This is a genomic window from Streptomyces sp. NPDC088747 (assembly GCF_044751025.1).
Lineage (GTDB): Bacteria > Actinomycetota > Actinomycetes > Streptomycetales > Streptomycetaceae > Streptomyces.
This window is the reverse complement of sequence record NZ_JBIVKZ010000011.1, coordinates 44381-65392: the sequence shown is the minus strand read 5'-3', so window position 1 is coordinate 65392 and position 21012 is coordinate 44381. Positions and strand designations below refer to the sequence as shown.

The 21012-nt window shown below is 69.7% G+C and carries 13 protein-coding genes; 10 read left to right on the top strand and 3 right to left on the bottom strand.

Going from position 1 to position 21012, the window contains the following annotated elements; genetic code table 11:
* The first annotated feature begins 223 nt into the window (after positions 1 to 223).
* The 7 genes from ACIP79_RS24940 to ACIP79_RS24910 all read left to right on the top strand — a co-directional run bounded on the left by ACIP79_RS24940 (position 224) and on the right by ACIP79_RS24910 (position 11418).
* Positions 224 to 1906, top strand: coding sequence for an extracellular solute-binding protein (locus ACIP79_RS24940; protein WP_401226788.1), 1683 nt, complete (start codon positions 224 to 226; stop codon positions 1904 to 1906).
* 4 nt (positions 1907 to 1910) lie between these two features.
* The gene (locus ACIP79_RS24935; RefSeq protein WP_401226787.1) at positions 1911 to 3023 is read left to right on the top strand and encodes an ABC transporter permease; all 1113 of its coding nucleotides are present in this window, start codon (positions 1911 to 1913) and stop codon (positions 3021 to 3023) included.
* Positions 3020 to 3985, top strand: a complete 966-nt coding sequence (locus ACIP79_RS24930; RefSeq protein ID WP_401226785.1) for a carbohydrate ABC transporter permease — start codon at positions 3020 to 3022, stop codon at positions 3983 to 3985. Before ACIP79_RS24935 ends, ACIP79_RS24930 begins: the two co-directional genes overlap by 4 nt.
* Positions 3986 to 4219: 234 nt before the next feature.
* Positions 4220 to 6430 (top strand): 1,4-beta-glucanase, encoded by a 2211-nt coding sequence (locus ACIP79_RS24925; protein WP_401226783.1) that lies wholly within the window; start codon positions 4220 to 4222, stop codon positions 6428 to 6430.
* Positions 6430 to 8397, top strand: a complete 1968-nt coding sequence (locus ACIP79_RS24920; protein WP_401226782.1) for a beta-galactosidase — start codon at positions 6430 to 6432, stop codon at positions 8395 to 8397. Before ACIP79_RS24925 ends, ACIP79_RS24920 begins: the two co-directional genes overlap by 1 nt.
* The gene (locus ACIP79_RS24915) at positions 8394 to 10661 is read left to right on the top strand and encodes a glycosyl hydrolase family 95 catalytic domain-containing protein (RefSeq protein WP_401226780.1); all 2268 of its coding nucleotides are present in this window, start codon (positions 8394 to 8396) and stop codon (positions 10659 to 10661) included. The genes ACIP79_RS24920 and ACIP79_RS24915 overlap by 4 nt, the downstream gene beginning before the upstream one ends.
* Before the next feature lie 37 nt (positions 10662 to 10698).
* Positions 10699 to 11418, top strand: coding sequence for a hypothetical protein (locus ACIP79_RS24910; RefSeq protein WP_401226778.1), 720 nt, complete (start codon positions 10699 to 10701; stop codon positions 11416 to 11418).
* A gap of 54 nt (positions 11419 to 11472) precedes the next feature.
* Here ACIP79_RS24910 and ACIP79_RS24905 read toward each other — a convergent pair whose 3' ends face one another.
* Complete coding sequence (locus tag ACIP79_RS24905; RefSeq protein WP_401226776.1) at positions 11473 to 13515, bottom strand: TIM-barrel domain-containing protein; 2043 nt, start codon at positions 13513 to 13515, stop codon at positions 11473 to 11475.
* A gap of 242 nt (positions 13516 to 13757) precedes the next feature.
* A complete protein-coding gene (locus ACIP79_RS24900; protein WP_383683684.1) occupies positions 13758 to 14771 on the bottom strand; it encodes a LacI family DNA-binding transcriptional regulator in 1014 nt (337 codons plus the stop codon).
* Between the two features lie 386 nt (positions 14772 to 15157).
* Between ACIP79_RS24900 and ACIP79_RS24895 the strand changes: the two genes are divergently transcribed.
* The 3 genes from ACIP79_RS24895 (at position 15158) to secA (ending at position 20486) form a co-directional block, all read left to right on the top strand.
* Positions 15158 to 17089: an acyl-CoA dehydrogenase family protein gene (locus tag ACIP79_RS24895; RefSeq protein ID WP_387187924.1), complete on the top strand. Its 1932-nt coding sequence runs from the start codon at positions 15158 to 15160 to the stop codon at positions 17087 to 17089.
* A 102-nt stretch (positions 17090 to 17191) separates the two neighbouring features.
* The gene (locus tag ACIP79_RS24890) at positions 17192 to 17677 is read left to right on the top strand and encodes a hypothetical protein (protein ID WP_401226775.1); all 486 of its coding nucleotides are present in this window, start codon (positions 17192 to 17194) and stop codon (positions 17675 to 17677) included.
* A gap of 16 nt (positions 17678 to 17693) precedes the next feature.
* Complete coding sequence (gene secA / locus ACIP79_RS24885) at positions 17694 to 20486, top strand: preprotein translocase subunit SecA (protein ID WP_401226773.1); 2793 nt, start codon at positions 17694 to 17696, stop codon at positions 20484 to 20486.
* A 6-nt stretch (positions 20487 to 20492) separates the two neighbouring features.
* Here secA and ACIP79_RS24880 read toward each other — a convergent pair whose 3' ends face one another.
* On the bottom strand, positions 20493 to 20942 hold the full coding sequence (locus tag ACIP79_RS24880) for a lamin tail domain-containing protein (protein ID WP_401226771.1): 450 nt from the start codon (positions 20940 to 20942) through the stop codon (positions 20493 to 20495).
* Positions 20943 to 21012 lie beyond the last annotated feature (70 nt).

The window sequence follows — 21012 nt, the reverse complement described above, 5'->3', positions numbered from 1 at the left end:
TGGAGCCCTGGTACGCCTCCGAGGAATCTTGGAATCGACCCTTGTGCACCCCCACACGTTCACTTAACCTCGCAGCAACATCGAAGCGCTTCGACTGAACGGGATCGCCGCCTGGGGCGTGCAGTCCTCCGAGGACCGTTTCAGCTCAGCCAGTTCCACTCAAGACACCGCAGCCGACGGCCCTACCGCCGGGTGTCCTGGTGCGCCATGAAGGGTTGACGCAATGACGCCGAACTCCGCCATCTCCGCTCCGAGCCGGAGAAGCTTCCTCGCCTCCACGGCGGTCGCCGCCGCAGCGGTGGCGGGCGGGATGCCGCTGCTGACCGCCTGCGGCGGCTCCGACGGCGGCTCCAAGGACGGCACGACCTCGGGCAAGGACGCGCAGAAGATCCTCCCCACCTTCGTGGCACAGAACGTGGTGACGCCGGACATCCCGTCGAAGAACGGTTCCTCCCTCGGCTTCACCGGCAAGCTCGTCCTCGACGACCTGAAGACCTCGGTGCCCCAGAAGCTCGGCAAGGGCGGCTCCATCAAGATCATGTCGCCGTTCTGGGGCTCGCCGCCCAAGGGCGACAACGCCTACTACACGGCGATGAACGAGAGGATCGGCGCCGACGTCGTCTGGCAGAACCAGGACGGCAACACCTACGACGAGAAGCTGGGCGCGGTACTCGCCTCCAGCGACATGCCGGACGTCGTCGTCATCCCCAGCTGGAACATGGGCGGCAAGATACCCAGCGCCATCATCAGCAAGATGGCCGACCTCGGCCCGTACCTGTCCGGCGACAAGGTCAAGGACTACCCGAACCTCGCCGCGATCCCGACCGACGCCTGGCAGCGCTCGATCTTCGGCGGCAAGCTGCGCGGCCTGCCGATGCCCTCCTCGTACGTGCCGAACATCGTGCCGTACTACCGCAAGGACATCTTCGACGCGAAGGGCTACCAACTCCCCACCACGGCGGACGAGTTCCTGTCCCTCGCCAAGGAGATCACCAACGCGAAGGCCAAGGTCTGGGCCTGCGACGACCTGAAGTGGACCGCCTTCAACATGTTCGGCGTCCTGTCCGGCAGCGAGAAGCCGCTCGGCTGGAACCTCGTCGACGGCAAGCTGGTCTACCGCGTGGAGACCGAGGAGTACCTCGAAGCGCTGGAGTGGACGCGGAAGTTGTACGACGCGGGCGTCGTGCACCCGGACGCCAGGGCGCAGAACCAGGGCGACTCCGGGCTGCGCTTCACCTCGGGCGAGGTGCTCTTCTTCAACAACGACATCTCGACCTGGTGGGGCAAGACCGCCGAACAGTCCACCCAGAACAAGCAGTTCCGTATCGGCGGCATGGACATCATCGGCCACGACGGCGGCGACCCCACCCTGTGGGCCGGATCGCCCGCCGGCATCTTCGCCTTCGTCAACCGGAAGGCGTCGAAGGCCGCGGTCCACGACATCCTGGCCGCCGCCAACGTCACCGCCGCCCCGTACGGCACCGAGGAGTACATGCTCACCAACTACGGGGTCGAGGGCACGCATTACACCGTCAAGGACGGCACGCCCACCAAGAACGACAAGGGCAACCAGGAGGTCGTCAACGCCTTCGTGATGCTCGCGAGCCCCGCCTCGACCATCGCGCACCCGGACTTCCCAGATATCGCGAAGGAACAGGTCGAGTGGCAGCAGCGGATGGGCGCGTTCACCAAGAAGTCCTCGTTCTACGGCCTCCAGATCACCGAGCCGGCCCGCTACACCAACCTCTCCAACGACTTCGAGCAGTTGGAGGACGACATCGTCCGCGGCCGCAAGAAGATCAGCGACATGCAGCAGGCGGTCTCGGACTGGAAGAGCCAGGGCGGCGACGGACTGCGCGACTGGTACAAGAAGCTGCTCGACGACAACGGTTCGGCGCAGGGGTGACGAGGTGGCACACAGCACCACACCGGGCGCCGCCGAGGGCGCGGCGCCAGCCTCGGCCCCGTCCTCGGTGACCGACGCCGCCGACGGCGAGCCCTCGCCGACGTCCAAGTGGTCCGGGGTGGCCAAGGGTTCCGGGGTGACCAAGGGCTCCGGGAGAGCCCGGGCCTCGACGTCCGGGAAGGCGGCCAGGGGCGGCACCTTCAGGAACCGCTTCAAGCGGGACCGCACGCTGATCCTGATGACCCTGCCGGCGATCCTGCTGGTCCTGGTCTTCAACTACATCCCGATCCTGGGCAACGTCGTCGCCTTCCAGGAGTACGACCCCTACGTCAGCGACAACGGCTTCGTCGCCATCTTCGAGAGCCCCTGGGTGGGGCTGGAGCAGTTCACCCGGCTCTTCGAGGACTCGGCGTTCTGGGACGCCGTGCGGAACACGCTCGTGCTGTTCTCCCTCCAACTGCTGCTGTTCTTCCCGATCCCGATCCTGCTCGCGCTGCTCATCAACAGCGTGATCAGGCCCCGGGTCCGAGCGGTGTCGCAGGCGATCCTCTACCTGCCGCACTTCTTCTCCTGGGTGCTGGTCATCACCGTCTTCCAGCAGATCTTCGGCGGCGCCGGCATCATCGCGCAGACCCTGCGACAGCACGGCTACGAGGGCTTCGACCTGATGACCGACCCGGGTATCTTCAAGTTCCTGGTGACGTCCGAGGGCATCTGGAAGGACGCGGGCTGGGGCATCATCGTCTTCCTCGCCGCGCTGGCCTCGGTCAGCCCCGACCTGTACGAGGCCGCGGCGATGGACGGGGCCGGGCGGTGGCGCCGGATGTGGCACGTCACGCTGCCCGCGCTGCGCCCGGTGATCGCCCTGCTCCTGGTGCTGCGCGTCGGTGACGCCCTCACTGTCGGCTTCGAACAGATCCTGCTGCAACGCGACGCCGTCGGACCGGGCGCGGCCGAGGTCCTCGACACCTACGTGTGGTGGAACGGCGTCCGCAACCAGGACTTCAGTTACGCCGCCGCGGCGGGCCTGATCAAGGGCGTGGTCAGTCTCGGCCTCGTCCTCGCGGCGAACAAGGTGGCCCATCTCATGGGCGAGCAGGGGGTGTACAAGAAGTGAGTGCCACGATCACGGAGTCCTCCGCGGCCTCCGTCTCCGACGAACGGTCACCGAGGGCACCCGGCCGCTGGGCGGCCCCGCCCAGACCCGTCTGGGAGGAGGAACCCGGCAGGGCCGGTCTCGCCGGCAAGGGCATAGTGCTGGTCGGCGCCTGCCTCGCCGTCCTGTTCCCGCTGTGGATCGTCGTCGTCACCAGCCTGTCCACGAAACAGGCGATCACGGAGGCCGGCGGACTGGTGGTGATCCCCAAGGGCGTCACCTTCATCGCCTACCAGGAACTGCTGAGCGGCGGCCAGGTCACCCGGGCCACCCTCGTCAGTCTGGGCGTCACCCTCGTCGGCACGCTCTTCTCGATGGCCGTGTCGATCCTCTCCGCGTACGGGCTCTCGCGGATCGGGTCGGTCGGGCACCGCTGGATGCTGATGACGCTGCTCGCGACGTTGTTCTTCGGCGCCGGCCTCATCCCCACGTATCTGCTGGTGCAGGCGCTGGGTCTGACGGACACCTATCTGGCGCTGATCCTGCCGAGCGCGATCAGCGTCTTCAACATCCTGGTGCTGCGCGGGTTCTTCATGGGCATCTCGCCGGAACTCACCGACAGCGCGCGGATCGACGGCGCGGGCGACTGGCGGATCCTCTGGACGATCGTGATGCCGCTCTCCCGCGCGGTCATCGCGGTGATCACGCTCTTCTACGCCGTCGGCTACTGGAGCGCCTGGTTCAACGCGTCGATCTATCTGAGCGACCAGGACATGATGCCGTTGCAGAACGTCATGATCCAGCTGGTCCAGAAGCAGGAGCCGCCGGTCGGCATGGGGCAGGCCATCAAGACCGGCCAACTGTCCGCGCTCGCCGTGCAGATGGCCGTCATGGTGCTGGCGCTGCTGCCCGTCGCGTTCCTCTCGCCCTTCGTCCAGCGGCACTTCAAGAAGGGCATGCTCACCGGGGCGGTGAAGGGCTGACTCGCGCCGGCCCGCTGTCCCCGGCCCACTGTCGTCGCCACGGCCGACCTGCTCCTGATCGGCGGTCGGCCGTGGCGGCCCCCAACGGGTTCGCTCCGCGGGGTTCGCTCCGCGTTGTTCGCCTAGCGCCGGGGGCCGTCCTTCGGCCGCGGGTCCGGCTGTGGCCGGCCGCGCGGTTCCCCGCGCCCCTGAAGGGGCGCTTCCCCTACCCCCTCCTTCCGAACGAGGTATGTCATGCGCACGCCCCGCCCGAGCAGACGGGCCGTTCTCGCCGGAACCGCCGCCGTGGCCGCGCTCACCGCCGTTCCCGCGTTCGGGAGCCGGGCCGTCGCCGCCGAAGGCGCCGCGTACCGCTGGCGCAACGTCGTCATCGGCGGAACCGGTTTCGTCACCGGCGTCCTCTTCCACCCCGCCGTACGCGGACTCGCCTACGCCCGTACCGACATCGGCGGCGCCTACCGCTGGGACGAGCGCGCCGCCCGCTGGACCCCGCTCACCGACCACATCGGCTGGGACGACTGGAACCTCCTCGGGGTGGAGGCGCTGGCGGTCGACCCCGCGCACCCCGACCGGCTCTACGCCGCGCTCGGCACGTACGCCCAGTCGTGGGCCGGCGACGGCGCCGTGCTGCGCTCCGAGGACCGCGGAGCCACCTGGACCCGCACCGACCTGAACGTGAAACTCGGCGCCAACGAGGACGGGCGCGGCACCGGCGAACGCCTCCTCGTCGACCCGCGCGACAGCGACACCCTGTGGCTCGGCACCCGGCACGACGGACTGCTGAAGTCGACCGACCGCGGCGCCGGCTGGGCGGCCGTCACCGGCTTCCCGGCGACCGCGACCCCGACCGGGCAGGGCATCACCTTCCTCGTCGCGGCCGGACGCGCCGTCTACGCGGGCTGGGGCGACGCCGACGGCACCTCCGGTACGGCGAACCTCTACCGCACGACCGACGGCACGACCTGGCAGGCCGTACCCGGACAGCCCTCCGGTACCGCCGCCAAGGTCCCGGTCCGCGCGGCCTACGACACGCACACCCGCGAGCTGTACGTGACCTACGCCGACGCGCCCGGACCCAACGGCCAGTCGGACGGCAGCGTGCACAAGCTGCGCACCACCACCGGCCGGTGGACCGACGTGACCCCCGTCGAGCCGGGCGGCACGAGGCCGGACGGCGCCTCGGACACCTTCGGCTACGGCGGGGTCGCCGTCGACGCCCGCCGCGCGGGTACCGTCGTCGTCTCCACCAACAACCGCTGGGCGGACGTCGACACGCTGTTCAGGACCACCGACGGCGGTCGCACCTGGACGTCCCTCAAGGACGTGGCCGTGTTCGACGTGTCCGAGACTCCCTTCCTCAAGTGGGGCGGCGACGAGCCGAAGTTCGGCTGGTGGATCCAGGCGCTCGCGGTCGACCCGTACGACTCGAAACACGTCGTGTACGGCACGGGCGCGACCCTCTACGGCACCCGCGACCTCAGGCACTGGGCGCCGCGGGTCCGCGGTCTGGAGGAGACGGCCGTGCGCCAGCTGATCTCGCCCCCGGCCGGGGAGGCACATCTGATCAGCGGACTCGGGGACATCGGCGTGATGTACCACGAGCGGCTCACGGCGTCTCCGTCGCGCGGCATGGCGACGAACCCCGTGTCCGGGTCGGCGACGGGACTCGCGCAGGCCGCGGCCAGGCCGGCGTACGTCGTCCGGGCGGGCTGGGGCGACAACGGCAACGGCGCGCACTCCGGCGACGGAGGCAGGACCTGGGCACCCTTCGCGGCCCAACCCGACATCGCCAAGAACGCACCGGGGCCGATCGCCACCGACGCCGACGGCAGCGTCCTGCTCTGGTCCTTCGTGCACTGGGACGGCACGAAGTACCCCGCTCACCGCTCGGCGGACAACGGCACGACCTGGTCCGAGATCTCCTCCTTCCCGAAGGGCGCCACGCCGGTCGCCGACCCGGCCGACCCGACGCTCTTCTACGCGTACGACACCGACACAGGAACGCTGTACGCGAGCACTGACAGTGGCCTCTCGTTCACAGCCCGTGCGACCGGGCTGCCCGCGGGGGACAGCCAGTTCAAGGTGGTCGCGGCGCCCGGCCGCAACGGTGACCTGTGGCTCTCGGCCAAGTGGAACGGCCTCCACCGCTCCACCGACGGCGGTGCCACCTTCACGAAGGTCGACAGCTGCTGGGCCTCGTACACCCTCGGCTTCGGTAAGGCGGCTCCCGGCGCGGGCTACCCGGCGATCTACCAGGTCGGCTCCACCGAGGCGATCACCGCCGTCCTCCGCTCCGACGACGAGGCCAGGACCTGGGTGCGGATCAACGACGACGCCCACCAGTGGGGTTGGACCGGTGAGGTCATCGTCGGCGACCCACGTGTCCACGGCCGCGTGTACCTCGGCACCAACGGCCGCGGAATCCAGTACGGGGAGCCCGCCTGATGCCCGAACTCGGCGAGGCGACCCGAGGCCGCATCCTCTTCGGCGGTGACTACAACCCCGAGCAGTGGCCCGAGGAGACCTGGCACGAGGACGTACGCCTCATGAAGGAGGCGGGCGTCAACTCCGTCACCCTCGGCGTCTTCTCCTGGGCGAAACTCGAACCACGCCCGGGTGCAAGGGAGTTCGGCTGGCTCGACCGGCTGATGGACCTGATGCACGACAGCGGCATCGGTGTCGTGCTGGCCACACCGACCTCCGCGCCCCCGCCCTGGATGGGCCGCCTCCACCCCGAGACGCTGCCCCGCGACGAGGAGGGCCGCACCGAGTGGTGGGGCTCCCGCCAGCACTTCTCGCACTCCAGCGCCACCTACCGCCGCTACGCCGCCGCCATCACCGAGGACCTGGCCGCCCGCTACGGCAGCCACCCCGCGCTCACGATGTGGCACATCAACAACGAGTACTGCACCTTCGACTACGGCGACGAGGCGGCCGCCGGATTCCGCCGCTGGCTCCAGGACAAGTACGGCACTCCCGAAGTCCTCAACAAGGCCTGGGGAACGGCCTTCTGGGGTCAGAGCTACGACGGCTGGCACGAGATCCTCCCGCCGCGCCACGCCCACTACCTGAAGAACCCGACGCACGTTCTCGACTTCAGGCGCTTCACCTCCGACATGCTCCTGGAGTGCTACCGCGCTGAACGGGACATCGTCCGCGGTCACACCCCGCACACCCCCGTGACCAGCAACTTCATGCCGATGTGGATGGGCCAGGACGCCTGGCGGTGGGCCGCCGAGGAGGACGTCGTCTCCGTCGACATCTACCCCGACCCCCGCGATCCCCTCGGCGCCCAGAGCGCGGCGCTCGTCCAGGACATGACGCGCTCCCAGGCCGCGGGCGCCCCCTGGATGCTCATGGAGCAGGCGGCAGGACCGGTCAACTGGCGTGGCGTCAACCACCCCAAACCGCGCGGCCTCAACCGCCTCTGGTCCCTCCAGGCGGTGGCGCGCGGCGCCGACGCCGTCTGCTACTTCCAGTGGCGCCAGTCCCGGCAGGGCGCGGAGAAGTTCCACTCGGGGATGGTCGGCCACGCGGGGGAGCGGGGCCGCACCTTCCAGGAGATCAAGCGGATCGGCGCCGAACTCGCACTTATCGGCCCCGAAGTGACGAGAAGTCAGGTCACCGCCGACATCGCCGTCCTGCACGACTGGAACTCCTGGTGGGCCGGCGCCCACGACGGCCGTCTCTCCTCCGAGGTCGACTACCCCCAGGTCCTGAGCGCCTGGCACCGCGCCCTCTGGGAGGCCCACCTCACCACCGGCTTCGCCCACCCCGAACACGACCTCTCCCCGTACAGGCTCGTGGTCGTACCGCAGCTCTACCTGCTCACGGACGCGGCGATCGACAACCTGGTCGCCTACGTACGGGACGGCGGCACCCTCGTCTGCGGATTCCTGACCGGAGTCGCCGACGAGGACGACCGGGTGCGCCCCGGCGGAGTGGACGCGCGGCTGCGGGAGCTGTTCGGCATCCGCACGCTGCACGAGTGGTGGCCGCTGGACGCGGGGGAGACCGTCGAGTGCGACGGCTTCCGCGGGACGCTCTGGTCGGAGGAGATCGAGGCCGAGGACGGCGTGACCGAGGCCGTCTACAAGGGCGGCGAACTGGACGGGCTGCCGGCGGTCCTCCGTAAAGGCAGTGTCCGGTACCTCTCCACGCTCCCCGAACTCCCCGCACTCCGGGCGCTGTTGGCGGAGGTGGCCGAGGGAGCGGGGGTCCGACCGGTGCTCGACGCGCTCCCCGAGGGGGTCGAGGCCGTACGCCGCGGTGAGCTGCTCTTCCTGCTCAACCACGGGCGCGACGAGGTGACCGTCGAGGTGCCTGGCACCCACCGCGACCTGCTCACCGGCCGCTCCCTCACCGGCTCCGTCCACCTGGAACGCTACGGAGTGGCGGTGCTCGCGCCATGACCGCGCCCGAGCCGACCGCCGCCCCGGACACCGGACCCGTGCACGGCACCTGGGAACCCGCGCCCGCCGCCCGCTGGGAGGACGCCTTCCTGAGCGGCAACGGAACACACGGCGCCATGGTGTTCGGGGATCCGAACGACGACCGGGTCATCGTCAACCATCACTCCCTGGTCCGCCCGAACGGCGACGAGGACGCCCGTCCTCCCGCACTCGCGGACCAACTCCGCGCGGTCCAGGACCGGTTGCTCGCCGGTGACGTCACCGCGGGGGAGGACTTCACCGACGGACGTCCACTGCTGTGGGTGCGGCCCTTCCACCCCGCCTTCCAGGTGCGGCTGCGCCGTCCGGCGGCGAAACGGGGCTCCTACCGGCGGGAGGTCGACTTCACCACGGGCGTGGCGGGTGCCCAACACGGCGGCTGGCGCAGCGAGGTCTTCGTCTCCCGCGCCGACGACGTCGTCGTCCAGTACGTGACCGAGCCGGACCTCACCGTCGACGTGACCCTCGACCATCGACTACCGGGCCTGCCGGGTGACGTGATGGTGGGGCACAGCTGGGTCCTCACCCCCGAGGGCGCGCTGCTCACGCTGCGCGCCCGCTATCCGGGCAGCGACCTGGCGTACACGGGAGTCACCCTCGCCGTCGTCACCGGCGGCCGGACCCGGACCGCCCTTCCCGGCCTGCGGGTGGAAGGCGCCCGCTCCCTGCTCCTGCTCACCCGGGTACGACGGCACACCGGCGAGCTGGACGTACTCGCCGAGGCCCGGGAACTGCGCGCGCTGCTGGCCGGGGGCGGTACCGCCCCCGTCCCCGCTTCCACCCCCACCCCCGCCCATACCGCCTACGCCCATCTCCTGGCCCGCCACACACCTCTCCACCGCTCCGCGTACCTCCGTGCGGGCTTCGATCTGGCGGCCCCCGCCGCCGAACGAGCCCTACCCGGCTCCGAGTTGCTGCGCCGACCGGGCAGCCCCGCCCTCCTGGAGCGTCTCCTCGCGGCCGGCCGCTACCACCTCCTGTCGGCCTCCGGAACGCTGCCGCCGCGTCTGACCGGCCTGTGGACCGGTGACTGGGACACCGCCTGGTCCGGTGCGTTCACCACCGACGCCAACCTCAACCTCCAGACCGCGTCCGCGGCGGCGGGGGCCCTCCCGGAGGTCACCGAGGCCCACGCCGCCCTGGTGCGGGGCCAGTTGCCCGACTGGCGCGACAACGCGCGGGCGATCTTCGGTGCACGTGGCGTCGTCGCCCCCGCGCACACCGACGGTGAGTCCGGGCACATTTACCACCTCAGCCGTGAGTACCCCCTGCACGTGTGGACCGCCGGCGCCGACTGGCTGCTCAAGCCGCTCGTGGACCACGAGGAGACCCAAGGCGTGCGGGACCCGCGCCTGGCGGACGCGCTCGCCGAAGTGGCGTACTTCTACGAGGACTTCCTCACCCGGACCGACGAGCACGGTCGGCTGGTCGTCGTCCCGTCGTACTCACCGGAGAACCGTCCCGCCAACGCGGGCTGGGTCACCCTCAACGCCGCCATGGACCTCTCCGCGGCCCGCCACGCGCTGCGCACGGCCGCCGACCACCACCCGGGCCCGGACGCCGAAAGATGGCGGGCGCTCGCCGATCGGTTGCCGCCGCATCGGGTCAACTCCGAGGGCGCGCTCGCCGAATGGGCCTGGCCGGGCCTGGAGGACACGTACGATCACCGACACCTCAGCCACCTCTACGGCGTCTGGCCCCTCGACGAGATCAATCCCTACGACACCCCGGAACTGGCCGAGGCGGCCCATCGCGCCCTCGAACTACGCGGCGCCGAGAACGACTCGGCGCACGGCCACCTCCACCACGCCCTGGTGGCAGCCCGGCTGCGCGACGCCGACCGCGTGACGGCGGCCCTCGGCAAGGTGCTGGCAGGGGACTTCTTCCACGTCTCCCTCATGAGCGGCCACTACCCGAACCGCCATGTCTACAACGCGGACGCCGCCCACACGCTCCCAGCCGTCCTCATCGAGGCACTCGTCCAGTCCACCCCGGGACGGCTGGTCCTCTTTCCGGCGCTCCCCACGGCGTACCCGACCGGCCGACTGCACGGCATCCGCACGCGGTTCGGTGCCGAGGTCGACCTGACCTGGAGCCCCCGGGAGCGTACGGCCGTCATCCGCCCCGCCCGCACCCTGCGCGTCGATCTCAGGACTTCCGCCGGAGCGCGACCGCTCTCCCTGCGCGCCGGAGAAGACTGCGTCCTCAGCCTGGGGCCGCAGTAGAGCAGCCGCAATTCCCCCCACCCATGGAAGGGACACCATGGCACGTCGTACACGGAACAGGATCGCCAAGGCCCTCGCGGCCCCCGCACTCGCGCTCGGCGTCACCGTCGGAGCCGCCGCCGCCCCCGCCCCCGCTCAGGCCGCCGTCTGGAGCTCCTGCGACCAGTGGGGCAACACCTCGCTGAACGGTTACACCCTCTACAACAACATCTGGGGATCCGGAGCGGGCTCCCAGTGTGTCTGGGCCAACTCCGGTACCAACTGGGGAGTGTGGGCCAACCACCCCAACACCGGCGGCATCAAGTCGTACCCCAACTCCAAGAAGGTGATCAACAAGACGATCACCTCGATCGGTTCGCTCTCCAGCAGCTACAACGTCACGGTCCCGTCCGCCGGCGCGTACAACACGTCGTACGACATCTGGGACACCGCCTACGACTACGAGATCATGCTCTGGGTCAACTACAACGGAGCCGTCGGCCCGCTCGGCACCTCGCAGGGCAACGTGACACTGGGCGGCCACACGTGGACCGTCTACAAGGGCAACAACGGAGCGAACGAGGTCTTCTCGTTCCTGCGCACCTCGGACTCGTCCTCCGGCACCGTCAACATCCTGCCGATCCTCAAGTGGATCAAGGACACCAAGGGCTGGTTCGGCAACGAGACCATCGGGGACGTCCAGTTCGGCTACGAGGTGACGTCCTCGTCCGGCGGTCTGGACTTCACCACCAACAATCTGACGGTCAGCAGCAGTTGATCCGGACGTGAGAGTGCGGCCGGTCCTCGCGAGGGACCGGCCGCACTTTCCTGCTCACTCCGTCACGGGCAGCCGGGCCCCGTCCCGCAGGAACAGCGGGATGCGGTCCAGCGGGGCGTCGACGGTGACGGCCGCGCCCCCGTCGTACGTCTCACCGGTCCACGCGTCCGTCCAGCGCGCGCCCGCCGGAAGGTGGGCCGTGCGGTCCGTCGCGCCCGCCGTGAGCACCGGCGCGACCAGCAGATCCGGGCCGAAGAGGTACGCGTCGTCCACCGACCAGGCGGCCGGGTCGTCCGGGAACTCCAGGAAGAGCGGGCGCATCACGGGCAGCCCCTCCTCGTGGGCCTCCCGCATGACGTCCAGGACGTACGGCTTCAGGCGTTCGCGCAGCCGCAGGTACTTCTCCAGGATGGCGCCGGCCTCCTCACCGTAGGACCAGACCTCGTTCGGGCCGCCGGTCATATCGGGGCCCAGGGCCATGCCCGGGTCGCGGAAGCCGTGCAGGCGCATCAGCGGGGACAGCGCGCCGAACTGGAACCAGCGGACCATGACCTCGCGGAACTCCGGGTCGTCCGGGTCGCCGCCGTGGAAGCCGCCGATGTCGGTGTTCCACCAGGGGATCCCGGAGAGCGCGGTGTTGAGGCCGGCCGCGATCTGGCGGCGCAGGGTCGCGAAGTCGGTGCCGATGTCGCCGGACCACAGGGCGGCGCCGTAGCGCTGACTGCCCGCCCACGCCGACCGGTTGAGGGAGACGATCTCGGTCTCACCGGCGGCGAGCAGCCCCTCGTAGAAGACGCGGGCGTTCTCCCGCGGGTACAGGTTGCCCACCTCCAGGCCGGGACCCGCGTAATAGCGCAGGTTCTCCGAGAACCCCGGCTTCAGTTCCGGCTCGCAGGCGTCCAGCCAGAAGGCCGTGATGCCGTACGGGTCGAGGTAGTTGGCCTTCACCCGGGACCAGAGGAAGTCGCGGGCCTCCGGGTTGGTGGCGTCGTAGAAGGCGACCTGCACGGTGGAGGCGACCTCCTTGTCGGGCCAGTCGGCGTGCGCCATCGGGCCGTACTGCGTGCCGATGAAGTAGCCGCGCTGCTCCATGAGCTGGTGGTTCTCGGAGAGCGGGGACACCGAGGGCCAGACGGAGACGACCAGTTTGACGCCCATCGCGGCGAGTTCCTCCTGCATCGCGGCGGGGTCGGGCCACTCGGACGGGTCGAACTTCCAGTCGCCCAGGTGCGTCCAGTGGAAGAAGTCGCAGACGATGACCGACAGGGGTAGCCCGCGCCGCTTGTACTCCCGTGCCACGGAGAGGAGTTCGTCCTGCGTGCGGTAGCGCAGCTTGCACTGCCAGAAGCCGGCGGCCCACTCGGGCAGCATCGGCGTACGGCCGGTCGCGGCGCTGTAGCGGCGTTGCGCGTCGGCCGGGGTGCCCGCCGTGATCCAGTAGTCCAGCTGGCGGGCCGAGTCGGCGACCCAGCGGGTGCCGTTGCCTGCGAGCTCGACGCGGCCGATGGCGGGGGAGTTCCACAGCAGGGTGTATCCCCGGCTGGAGGTGAGCACCGGGATGGTCACCTCGGCGTTGCGCTGCACCAGGTCGAGGACGGCGCCCTTCTGGTCGAGCAGCCCGTGCTGGTGCTGGCCGAGCCCGTACAGCTTCTCGTTCTGGTAGGCGGCGAACCGCTGCTCCAGCCGGTGGTGGCCGTTGCCGGTCGGGGTGTAGAGACGTGAGCCGGGCCACCAGAAGTGGGCGCGCTCCTCGGCGAGCAGTTCCGAGCCGTCGGCGGTGCGGACGAAGCGTATGAGCCCCTCCGCGGACACCAGGACGGTCAGCGCGCCGACCGTCAACCGCCCTTCTCCCGCCTCGGTCTTGACCGTGCTCTCGGTGGCCGGCGGCTCGTCGAGCAGCGCGCCCGGGAGGCCTTCGAGGACCGGTCCGCCGAGCCGTGCGCGGACCCGGACCGCGTCCGGGCCCCAGGGCTCGACACGCACGGTCTCCGTGCGGCCGCTCCACTCCAGCGCACCGTCCCGTTCGCGGAAGGTGCCGACGGTGGGTGAGGACTGCGCGAGGCTGACCTGGGGCTGTGTTTCGGCAGGCAGATTCACTGGGGGTGCTCCTGGGAGAAGGAGTGGGCTGCGACAGACCCGGCCCGCGACGGACGCGTACCGGGAAAGAAGGGGCTGCCCCGTGGGGCCGCCTGAGGTGGCCGGCCGCCGGGGAGGCGACCGGCCGGGGTCCTGGGCTGATGGGCTCAGGGGTGCGTGAGCGGACGGGCTCAGGGGTGCCTGAGCGGGTGGCGGGGGGACCCGGGCGGGTGGCGCGGGTACTCGTACTCGAACGGGTGGGCTCAGCCCGCGCTCGGCGCCGGGCCCGTGCTCGCCCGCACCGTCAACTCCGGTGCGATCAGCACGACTTCGTCCTTGCCATGGCCGTCCAGCTTGGCGACCAGTTGTTCCACCGCGTGCCGCCCCATCTCCTGCGCGGGGATGGCGACCGAGGTCAGCCGCACCGAGGCCTGGGTCGCGACCTGGTCCGGGCAGATCGCGATCACCGACACGTCCTCGGGGACGGCGCGGCCCTGCCGGCGCAGCAGCGCGAGCAGCGGCTCGACCGCGGACTCGTTCTGCACGACGAAACCGGTGGTGCCCGGACGCTCGTCGAAGATCCGCGCGAGTGTCAGGGACATCGCGTCGAAGCCGCCCTCGCAGGGGCGGTGCAGTACGCGCAGGCCCAACTCCCGTGACCGGGAACGCAGTCCGTCGAGTGTGCGCTCGGCGAACCCCGTGTGCCGCTCGTAGACCGCGGGCGCCTCGCCGATGACAGCGATGTCACGATGGCCCAGCAGCGCCAGGTGTTCGGCGCACAGAGCGCCCGTCGCGCCGAAGTCGAGGTCGACACAGGTCAGTCCCGAGGTGTCGGCGGGCAGCCCGATGAGCACCGAGGGCTGGTCCGTGTCGCGAAGCAACGGCATCCGCTCGTCGTCGAGTTCGACGTCCATCAGGATCATCGCGTCGGCGAGTCCGCTGCCGGTGACCCGGCGTACCGCGTCGGGGCCCTCCTCGCCGGTGAGCAGCAGCACGTCGTACCCGTGGGTGCGGGCGTTGGTCGCCACCGCGATGGCGATCTCCATCATCACCGGCACGTACATGTCCGTACGGAGCGGGATCATCAGCGCGATGATGTTGGACCGGCTGCTCGCCAGGGCGCGGGCTCCCGCGTTCGGGTGGTAGCCCAGCTCCTGGATGCTCTGCTCGACCCGTTGCCGGGTGCCCATGGAGATGGACCGCTTGCCGCTGAGGACATAGCTCACCGTGCTCGCGGATACTCCGGCGTGCTGGGCGACCTCGGCGAGGGTGACCATCCAGCTCTCCCAGCATTGTGTGAAGCGCTTCGACAGTGCGCGTTGCGGATAACGGCGAGTGAGGGTGGCTCGACAGTAGCCCGATGGATGTTGGGTGTCCATAGGTTGTCGAAGCGCTTCGACACCTTTTCCCGTGGCCGCGCTTTCTCCAACCGTCCACCGTCCCCCCGTCAAGCATCCCCGATGCGACGCCGCCGCGAGCGCGTTGGGCCGAACGCCGCGCGAGGGCTGGTGGGGTCATCCGGAATCAGGTAAATACGATCGAGTAGAACCGATCGGTAACGTGCGCCCCAAGATCGCTGAAATGGGCGGACAAGATCGGGGTGTCAGAGCGTACGACACCGGCACACGAACCCCTGTTCCCGATGCGCGGCGAGGTGACCCTCATGACCGCAACACCCCACCAGCCCACAGTCACCGAACGTGAGGCCCGGCAGGTCGCCGAGGCCGCGCGCGAACAGGACTGGCGCAGGCCCAGCTTCGCCAAGGAGCTGTTCCTCGGCCGCTTCCGGCTCGACCTGATCCACCCGCACCCCCTGCCGGCCGACGAGGACGCCCGGCGCGGCGAGGAGTTCCTCGCCAGGCTGCGCGTCTTCTGCGAGACGAAGATCGACCCCGCGCTCATCGAGCGCGAGGCGCGGATCCCCGACGAGGTCATCAACGGCCTCAAGGAGCTCGGCGCCCTCGGCATGAAGATCGACACCAAGTACGGCGGTCTCGGCCTCACCCAGGTGTACTACAACAAGGCGCTCGCCCTGGTCGGATCCGCGAGCCCCGCGATCGGCGCGCTGCTCTCCGCCCACCAGTCGATCGGCGTACCGCAGCCGCTGAAGCAGTTCGGCACCCAGGAGCAGAAGGACGCCTTCCTGCCCCGCTGCGCCCGCACCGACATCTCGGCGTTCCTGCTCACCGAGCCGGACGTCGGCTCCGACCCGGCGCGGCTGGCGACCAGTGCCGTACCGGACGGCGACGAGTACGTCCTCGACGGGGTGAAGCTCTGGACGACCAACGGCGTCGTCGCCGACCTGCTCGTCGTCATGGCGCGGGTGCCGAAGTCGGAGGGCCACAAGGGCGGCATCACGGCGTTCGTGGTCGAGGCGGACTCCGAGGGCATCACCGTCGAGAACCGCAACGCCTTCATGGGCCTGCGCGGCCTGGAGAACGGCGTCACCCGCTTCCACCAGGTCCGGGTGCCCGCCGCGAACCGGATCGGCCCGGAGGGCTCGGGCCTGAAGATCGCGCTGACCACGCTCAACACGGGCCGGCTGTCCCTGCCCGCCATGTGCGTGGGCGCGGGCAAGTGGTGTCTGAAGATCGCCCGCGAGTGGTCGGCGGCGCGTGAGCAGTGGGGCAAGCCGGTCGCCCACCACGAGGCGGTCGGCGCGAAGATCTCCTTCATCGCGGCGACCACCTTCGCGCTGGAGGCCGTCCTCGACCTGTCCTCCCAGATGGCCGACGAGGACCGCAACGACATCCGCATCGAGGCCGCCCTCGCCAAGCTGTACGGCTCCGAGATGGCCTGTCTGATGGCCGACGAACTGGTCCAGATCCGCGGCGGCCGCGGTTTCGAGACGGCTGACTCGCTGGCGGCGCGCGGGGAGCGGGCGGTACCGGCCGAGCAGATCCTGCGCGACCTCCGCATCAACCGCATCTTCGAGGGCTCGACGGAGATCATGCACCTGCTGATCGCCCGCGAGGCCGTCGACGCCCACCTCTCGGTCGCCGGGGACCTCATCGACCCCGACAAGTCCCTCTCGGACAAGGCGAAGGCGGGCGCCAACGCCGGTGTCTTCTACGCCAAGTGGCTGCCGAAGCTGGTCACTGGGCAAGGTCAACTGCCGCGCGCGTACGCCGAGTTCAACCAGGAGATCGACCTCTCGCCGCACCTGCGCTTCGTCGAGCGCAGCGCCCGCAAGCTGGCCCGCTCCACCTTCTACGCCATGTCCCGCTGGCAGGGCCGCATGGAGACCAAGCAGGGCTTTCTGGGCCGGATCGTCGACATCGGCGCCGAACTCTTCGCGATGAGCGCGGCCTGTGTCCGCGCCGAACTTCTGCGCACCACGGAGGCGCACGGCCGCGAGGCCTACCAACTCGCCGACGCCTTCTGCCGCCAGTCCCGCATCCGCGTGGACGAACTCTTCAACCGTCTGTGGACCAACACCGACGACCTCGACCACAAGGTGGTCAAGGGAGTCCTCTCCGGCACCTACGCGTGGCTGGAGCAGGGCGTCATCGACCCCTCGGGCGAAGGCCCCTGGATCGCCGACGCGACGCCCGGTCCGAGCAAGAGGGAAAACGTCCACCGACCCATTCGCTGACCTTTTCCCCAACCGTGCACAACAGCCCCGTCCGTCATTGTGCCGCTTGCCGCACCGGAAATGTGCGCCAACAATGAGCACAATGGCGAACGGGGACGGCACATGCGCCAAGGAGCCGGGGAAGAATACGGTCACGGCATTTCCGTACAGCTGACGCGCGCCCGCGGCCAGGCGTGGCGGCAGCTCGACGAGACGGATCTCGTACGGGCCCTGCGGACCGTGCGCGACGAAGTACGGCCGCTCGCGCAGAAGTTGCGGGAGACCGCCCCTGAGACCTTCCAGGGGCACCGGGACGCGGTCGCCGTGCTGCTCAACGACTGCGCGCTCGCCCTGGTGGACGAGGAACCGAGGCCGCCCGTGGCCTCCTTCGACGCGCCCCGGATCCGGAGGTTCGACCTCCGTGACGTCGACGCGCTGCTCGACGCGGGGCGGCCGGGTGAACGGCCGGTGATCCAGCAGCTTTTCCGTGCCGCGCTCGACGTGGTCGAGAACCCCGTTCTGCGCGAGGTGATCAGAGCGAATCAACAGAACGTCCATATTCTCCAGCGGGCCAACCGCTGGATGGAAATGCTCATGGACGCCGTTTAGTTGTGGGGGAATTCCCATGCCAGTAAAGGGCCTTGACGCCATCACCGGCAGGATCATGCGGGCCGGCGAGGGCCGGATGCTGCGCCGTCTGGAGCGCGTCACCGAACAGGTGGGCTCCATCGAGGAGGACTTCAGGGAACTGACCGACGAGGAACTCCAGTCGCTCACCCCGGAGTTCAAGGCGAGGTACGCCGAGGGCGAGAGCCTCGACGACCTGCTGCCCGAGGCCTTCGCCGTGATGCGCGAGGCCGCGCGCCGCACCCTGGGCATGCGCCACTTCGACGTACAGATCATGGGCGGCGCGGCGCTCCACCTCGGCAACATCGCCGAGATGCAGACCGGCGAGGGAAAGACCCTGGTCGGCACGCTCCCGGTCTACCTGAACGCCCTCACCGGCAAGGGGGTTCACCTCGTCACGGTCAACGACTACCTGGCCGAGCGCGACGCCGAGTGGATGGGCCGCGCGTACCGCTTCCTGGGCCTGACCGTCGGCGTCATCAAGACGCAGTCGACACCGGCCGAGCGCCGACAGCAGTACGCCTGCGACATCACCTACGGCACCAACACCGAGTTCGGCTTCGACTACCTGCGCGACAACATGGCCTGGTCGCAGGACGAACTGGTCCAGCGCGGCCACAACTTCGCGATCGTCGACGAGGCCGACTCGATCCTCATCGACGAGGCCCGCACCCCGCTGATCATCTCCGGCCCGGCCGACCAGCCCACCCACTGGTACGAGTCCTTCGCCAGGTTCGCCCTGCGCATGAAGGGCGTCCTGGTGCAGGAGGAGCAGTTCACGACGCCGTCGGACAAGGAGCGCCTCGCCGAGCTGCGTACGCGGTACGACTACGAGTACGACCCCAAGAAGCGCACGGTGTCGATCCTGGACCGCGGAGTGGAGTACCTCCAGGACCAGTTGGGCATCGAGAGCCTCTACGAGTCCGACCACACCCCGCTCATCGGCCACCTCGGCAACGCGCTCAAGGCCAAGGAGCACTTCAAGAAGGACAAGGACTACGTCCTCGTGGACGGCGAGGTGCTGATCGTCGACGAGCACACCGGGCGCATCCTCGCGGGCCGCCGCTACAACGAGGGCCTGCACCAGGCGATCGAGGCCAAGGAGGGAGTGACGGTGAAGGACGAGAACCAGACCCTCGCCACGATCACCCTCCAGAACTTCTTCCGCCTCTACGACAAGCTCGCCGGCATGACCGGCACCGCGATGACCGAGGCCGCCGAGTTCCACCAGATCTACAAGCTGCACGTCGTCCCGATCCCCACCAACCGGCCGATGGTCCGCCTCGACGATCCCGACCAGATCTACCGCACCGAGGAGGCGAAGTACGCCGCGATCCTCGACGACATAGCCGAGAAGCACGAGGCAGGACAGCCGGTCCTGGTGGGCACCACCTCCGTGGAGAAGTCCGAGCTGCTCTCCGCCCGGCTGCGGAGGAAGGGCATCCGGCACGAGGTCCTCAACGCCAAGAACCACCAGCGCGAGGCCCAGATCGTCGCGCAGGCCGGACGCAGGGGCGCGGTCACCGTGGCGACCAACATGGCGGGCCGCGGCACCGACATCATGCTCGGCGGCAATCCGGAGGCCATGGCGCTCACCGAGGCCGGCGAGGACGCGGGCCCCGAGGACAGACAGCGGATCCTCGACCGGATCACCTCGGCGGCAGCCGCCGAACACGACGAGGTCAAGAGCCTTGGCGGCCTCTACGTCCTGGGCACCGAACGCCACGAGTCCCGCCGTATCGACAACCAGCTGCGTGGCCGCTCCGGCCGGCAGGGCGACCCGGGGGCCTCCCGCTTCTACCTCTCGCTCCAGGACGACCTGATGCGGCTGTTCCGCGCCAACGTGGTCGAGCGCGTGATGTCCATGGCGAACGTCCCCGACGACGTACCCATCGAGAACAAGATGGTCACCCGCGCCATCGCCTCCGCCCAGGCCCAGCTGGAGCAGCAGCACTTCGAGTCCCGCAAGGACGTCCTCAAGTTCGACGAGGTCCTCAACAGGCAGCGCACGCTGATCTACGCCGAACGCCGCCGGGTCCTGGCGGGGGAGGACCTGCGCGAGCAGATCCTGCACTTCATGGACGACACCGTGCGGGCCTACGTCGAGCACGAGACGGGCGAGGGGTTCGCCGAGGAGTGGAACCTGGAGCGGCTCTGGAGCGCCCTGCGGCAGCTCTACCCCGTACGGCTCACCATCGAGGACCTGGAGGACGCGGCGGGCGACCGCGCGAGCCTCACCGCCGAGGAACTGCTCGACGCGGTGACGGCGGACATCCACGCCCGCTACGAGGACCGCGAGGCCGACCTCGGCGCCGACGTCCTGCGCGACCTGGAACGGCTGGTCGTCCTCTCCGTCCTCGACCGCAAATGGCGCGAGCACCTCTACGAGATGGACTACCTCCGCGACGGCATCGGCCTGCGCTGGACGCTCGGCCGGGAGCCGATCGTCGAGTACGAGCGCGAGGGCTTCGACATGTACGGCGCGATGACCGAGGCCATCAAGGAGGAGTCCGTCGGCTACGTGTTCAACCTCGACGCGGCGGCCCCCGGCGCGGAGAACCTCGAACGCCGCGACCGCACCGAGGAACTGCACTACACGGCGCCGACGCTGGACACGGCGGAAGGCGTCGTCGAGGGCTCCTTCACCCCGGCCGACAGCGCGTCCGGGCCCGGCCCCGGCGATCGGTCCTCCACCGGCGCGGACCAGAAGCCCGCACCCACCGGCCCGGCGCCCGCGCGCGGCGGCGCCCGGCCCGCGAAGTCGAAGGCCAGGCGCCGCCGCAGGCGGTGAGGCGGGTCAGCAGTACTTGTCGCTGGGATCCCGCGTCGTCCACGAGCACGAGTCGACCCTGCTGCCGTTCGCCTTGGTGAGCGTGGCGGTGTCGCTCGTGTTGTTCCAGACGTAGGCGCGCCGGTTCTGGTACCGGTGCGCCGAGGTGGCCGTGCCCTTGCCCGTGTGCACGATGACGGTCTTGCCCGCCCCGATCTTCACGTCGGGGAAGGTGAATCTGTGGTTCGCGACGTCCTTCAGGATCCAGCCCTTGACCGAGATCGCCACCGAACCGGTGTTCTTGAGCTGCACCCACTCGCCGTTGAGGCTCGCGTTCGAGCCCCGGTCCGAGCCGGGGCTGTCGAAGTAGGCACGGTGAATGGTCACACCGCCGGCCGCCTGAGCCGGAGTGCTGAGAAACGTGCCCGTCAGTGCCACTGCGCCCACGAGCGCGGGCAGGGCAGCGCGAATCCGCATGAGAACCCCCCAGGGTGTTGTCCGCCGGTCGGTCGTCCACCGACCGGTTGTGCAGTGCTATCACGTGATC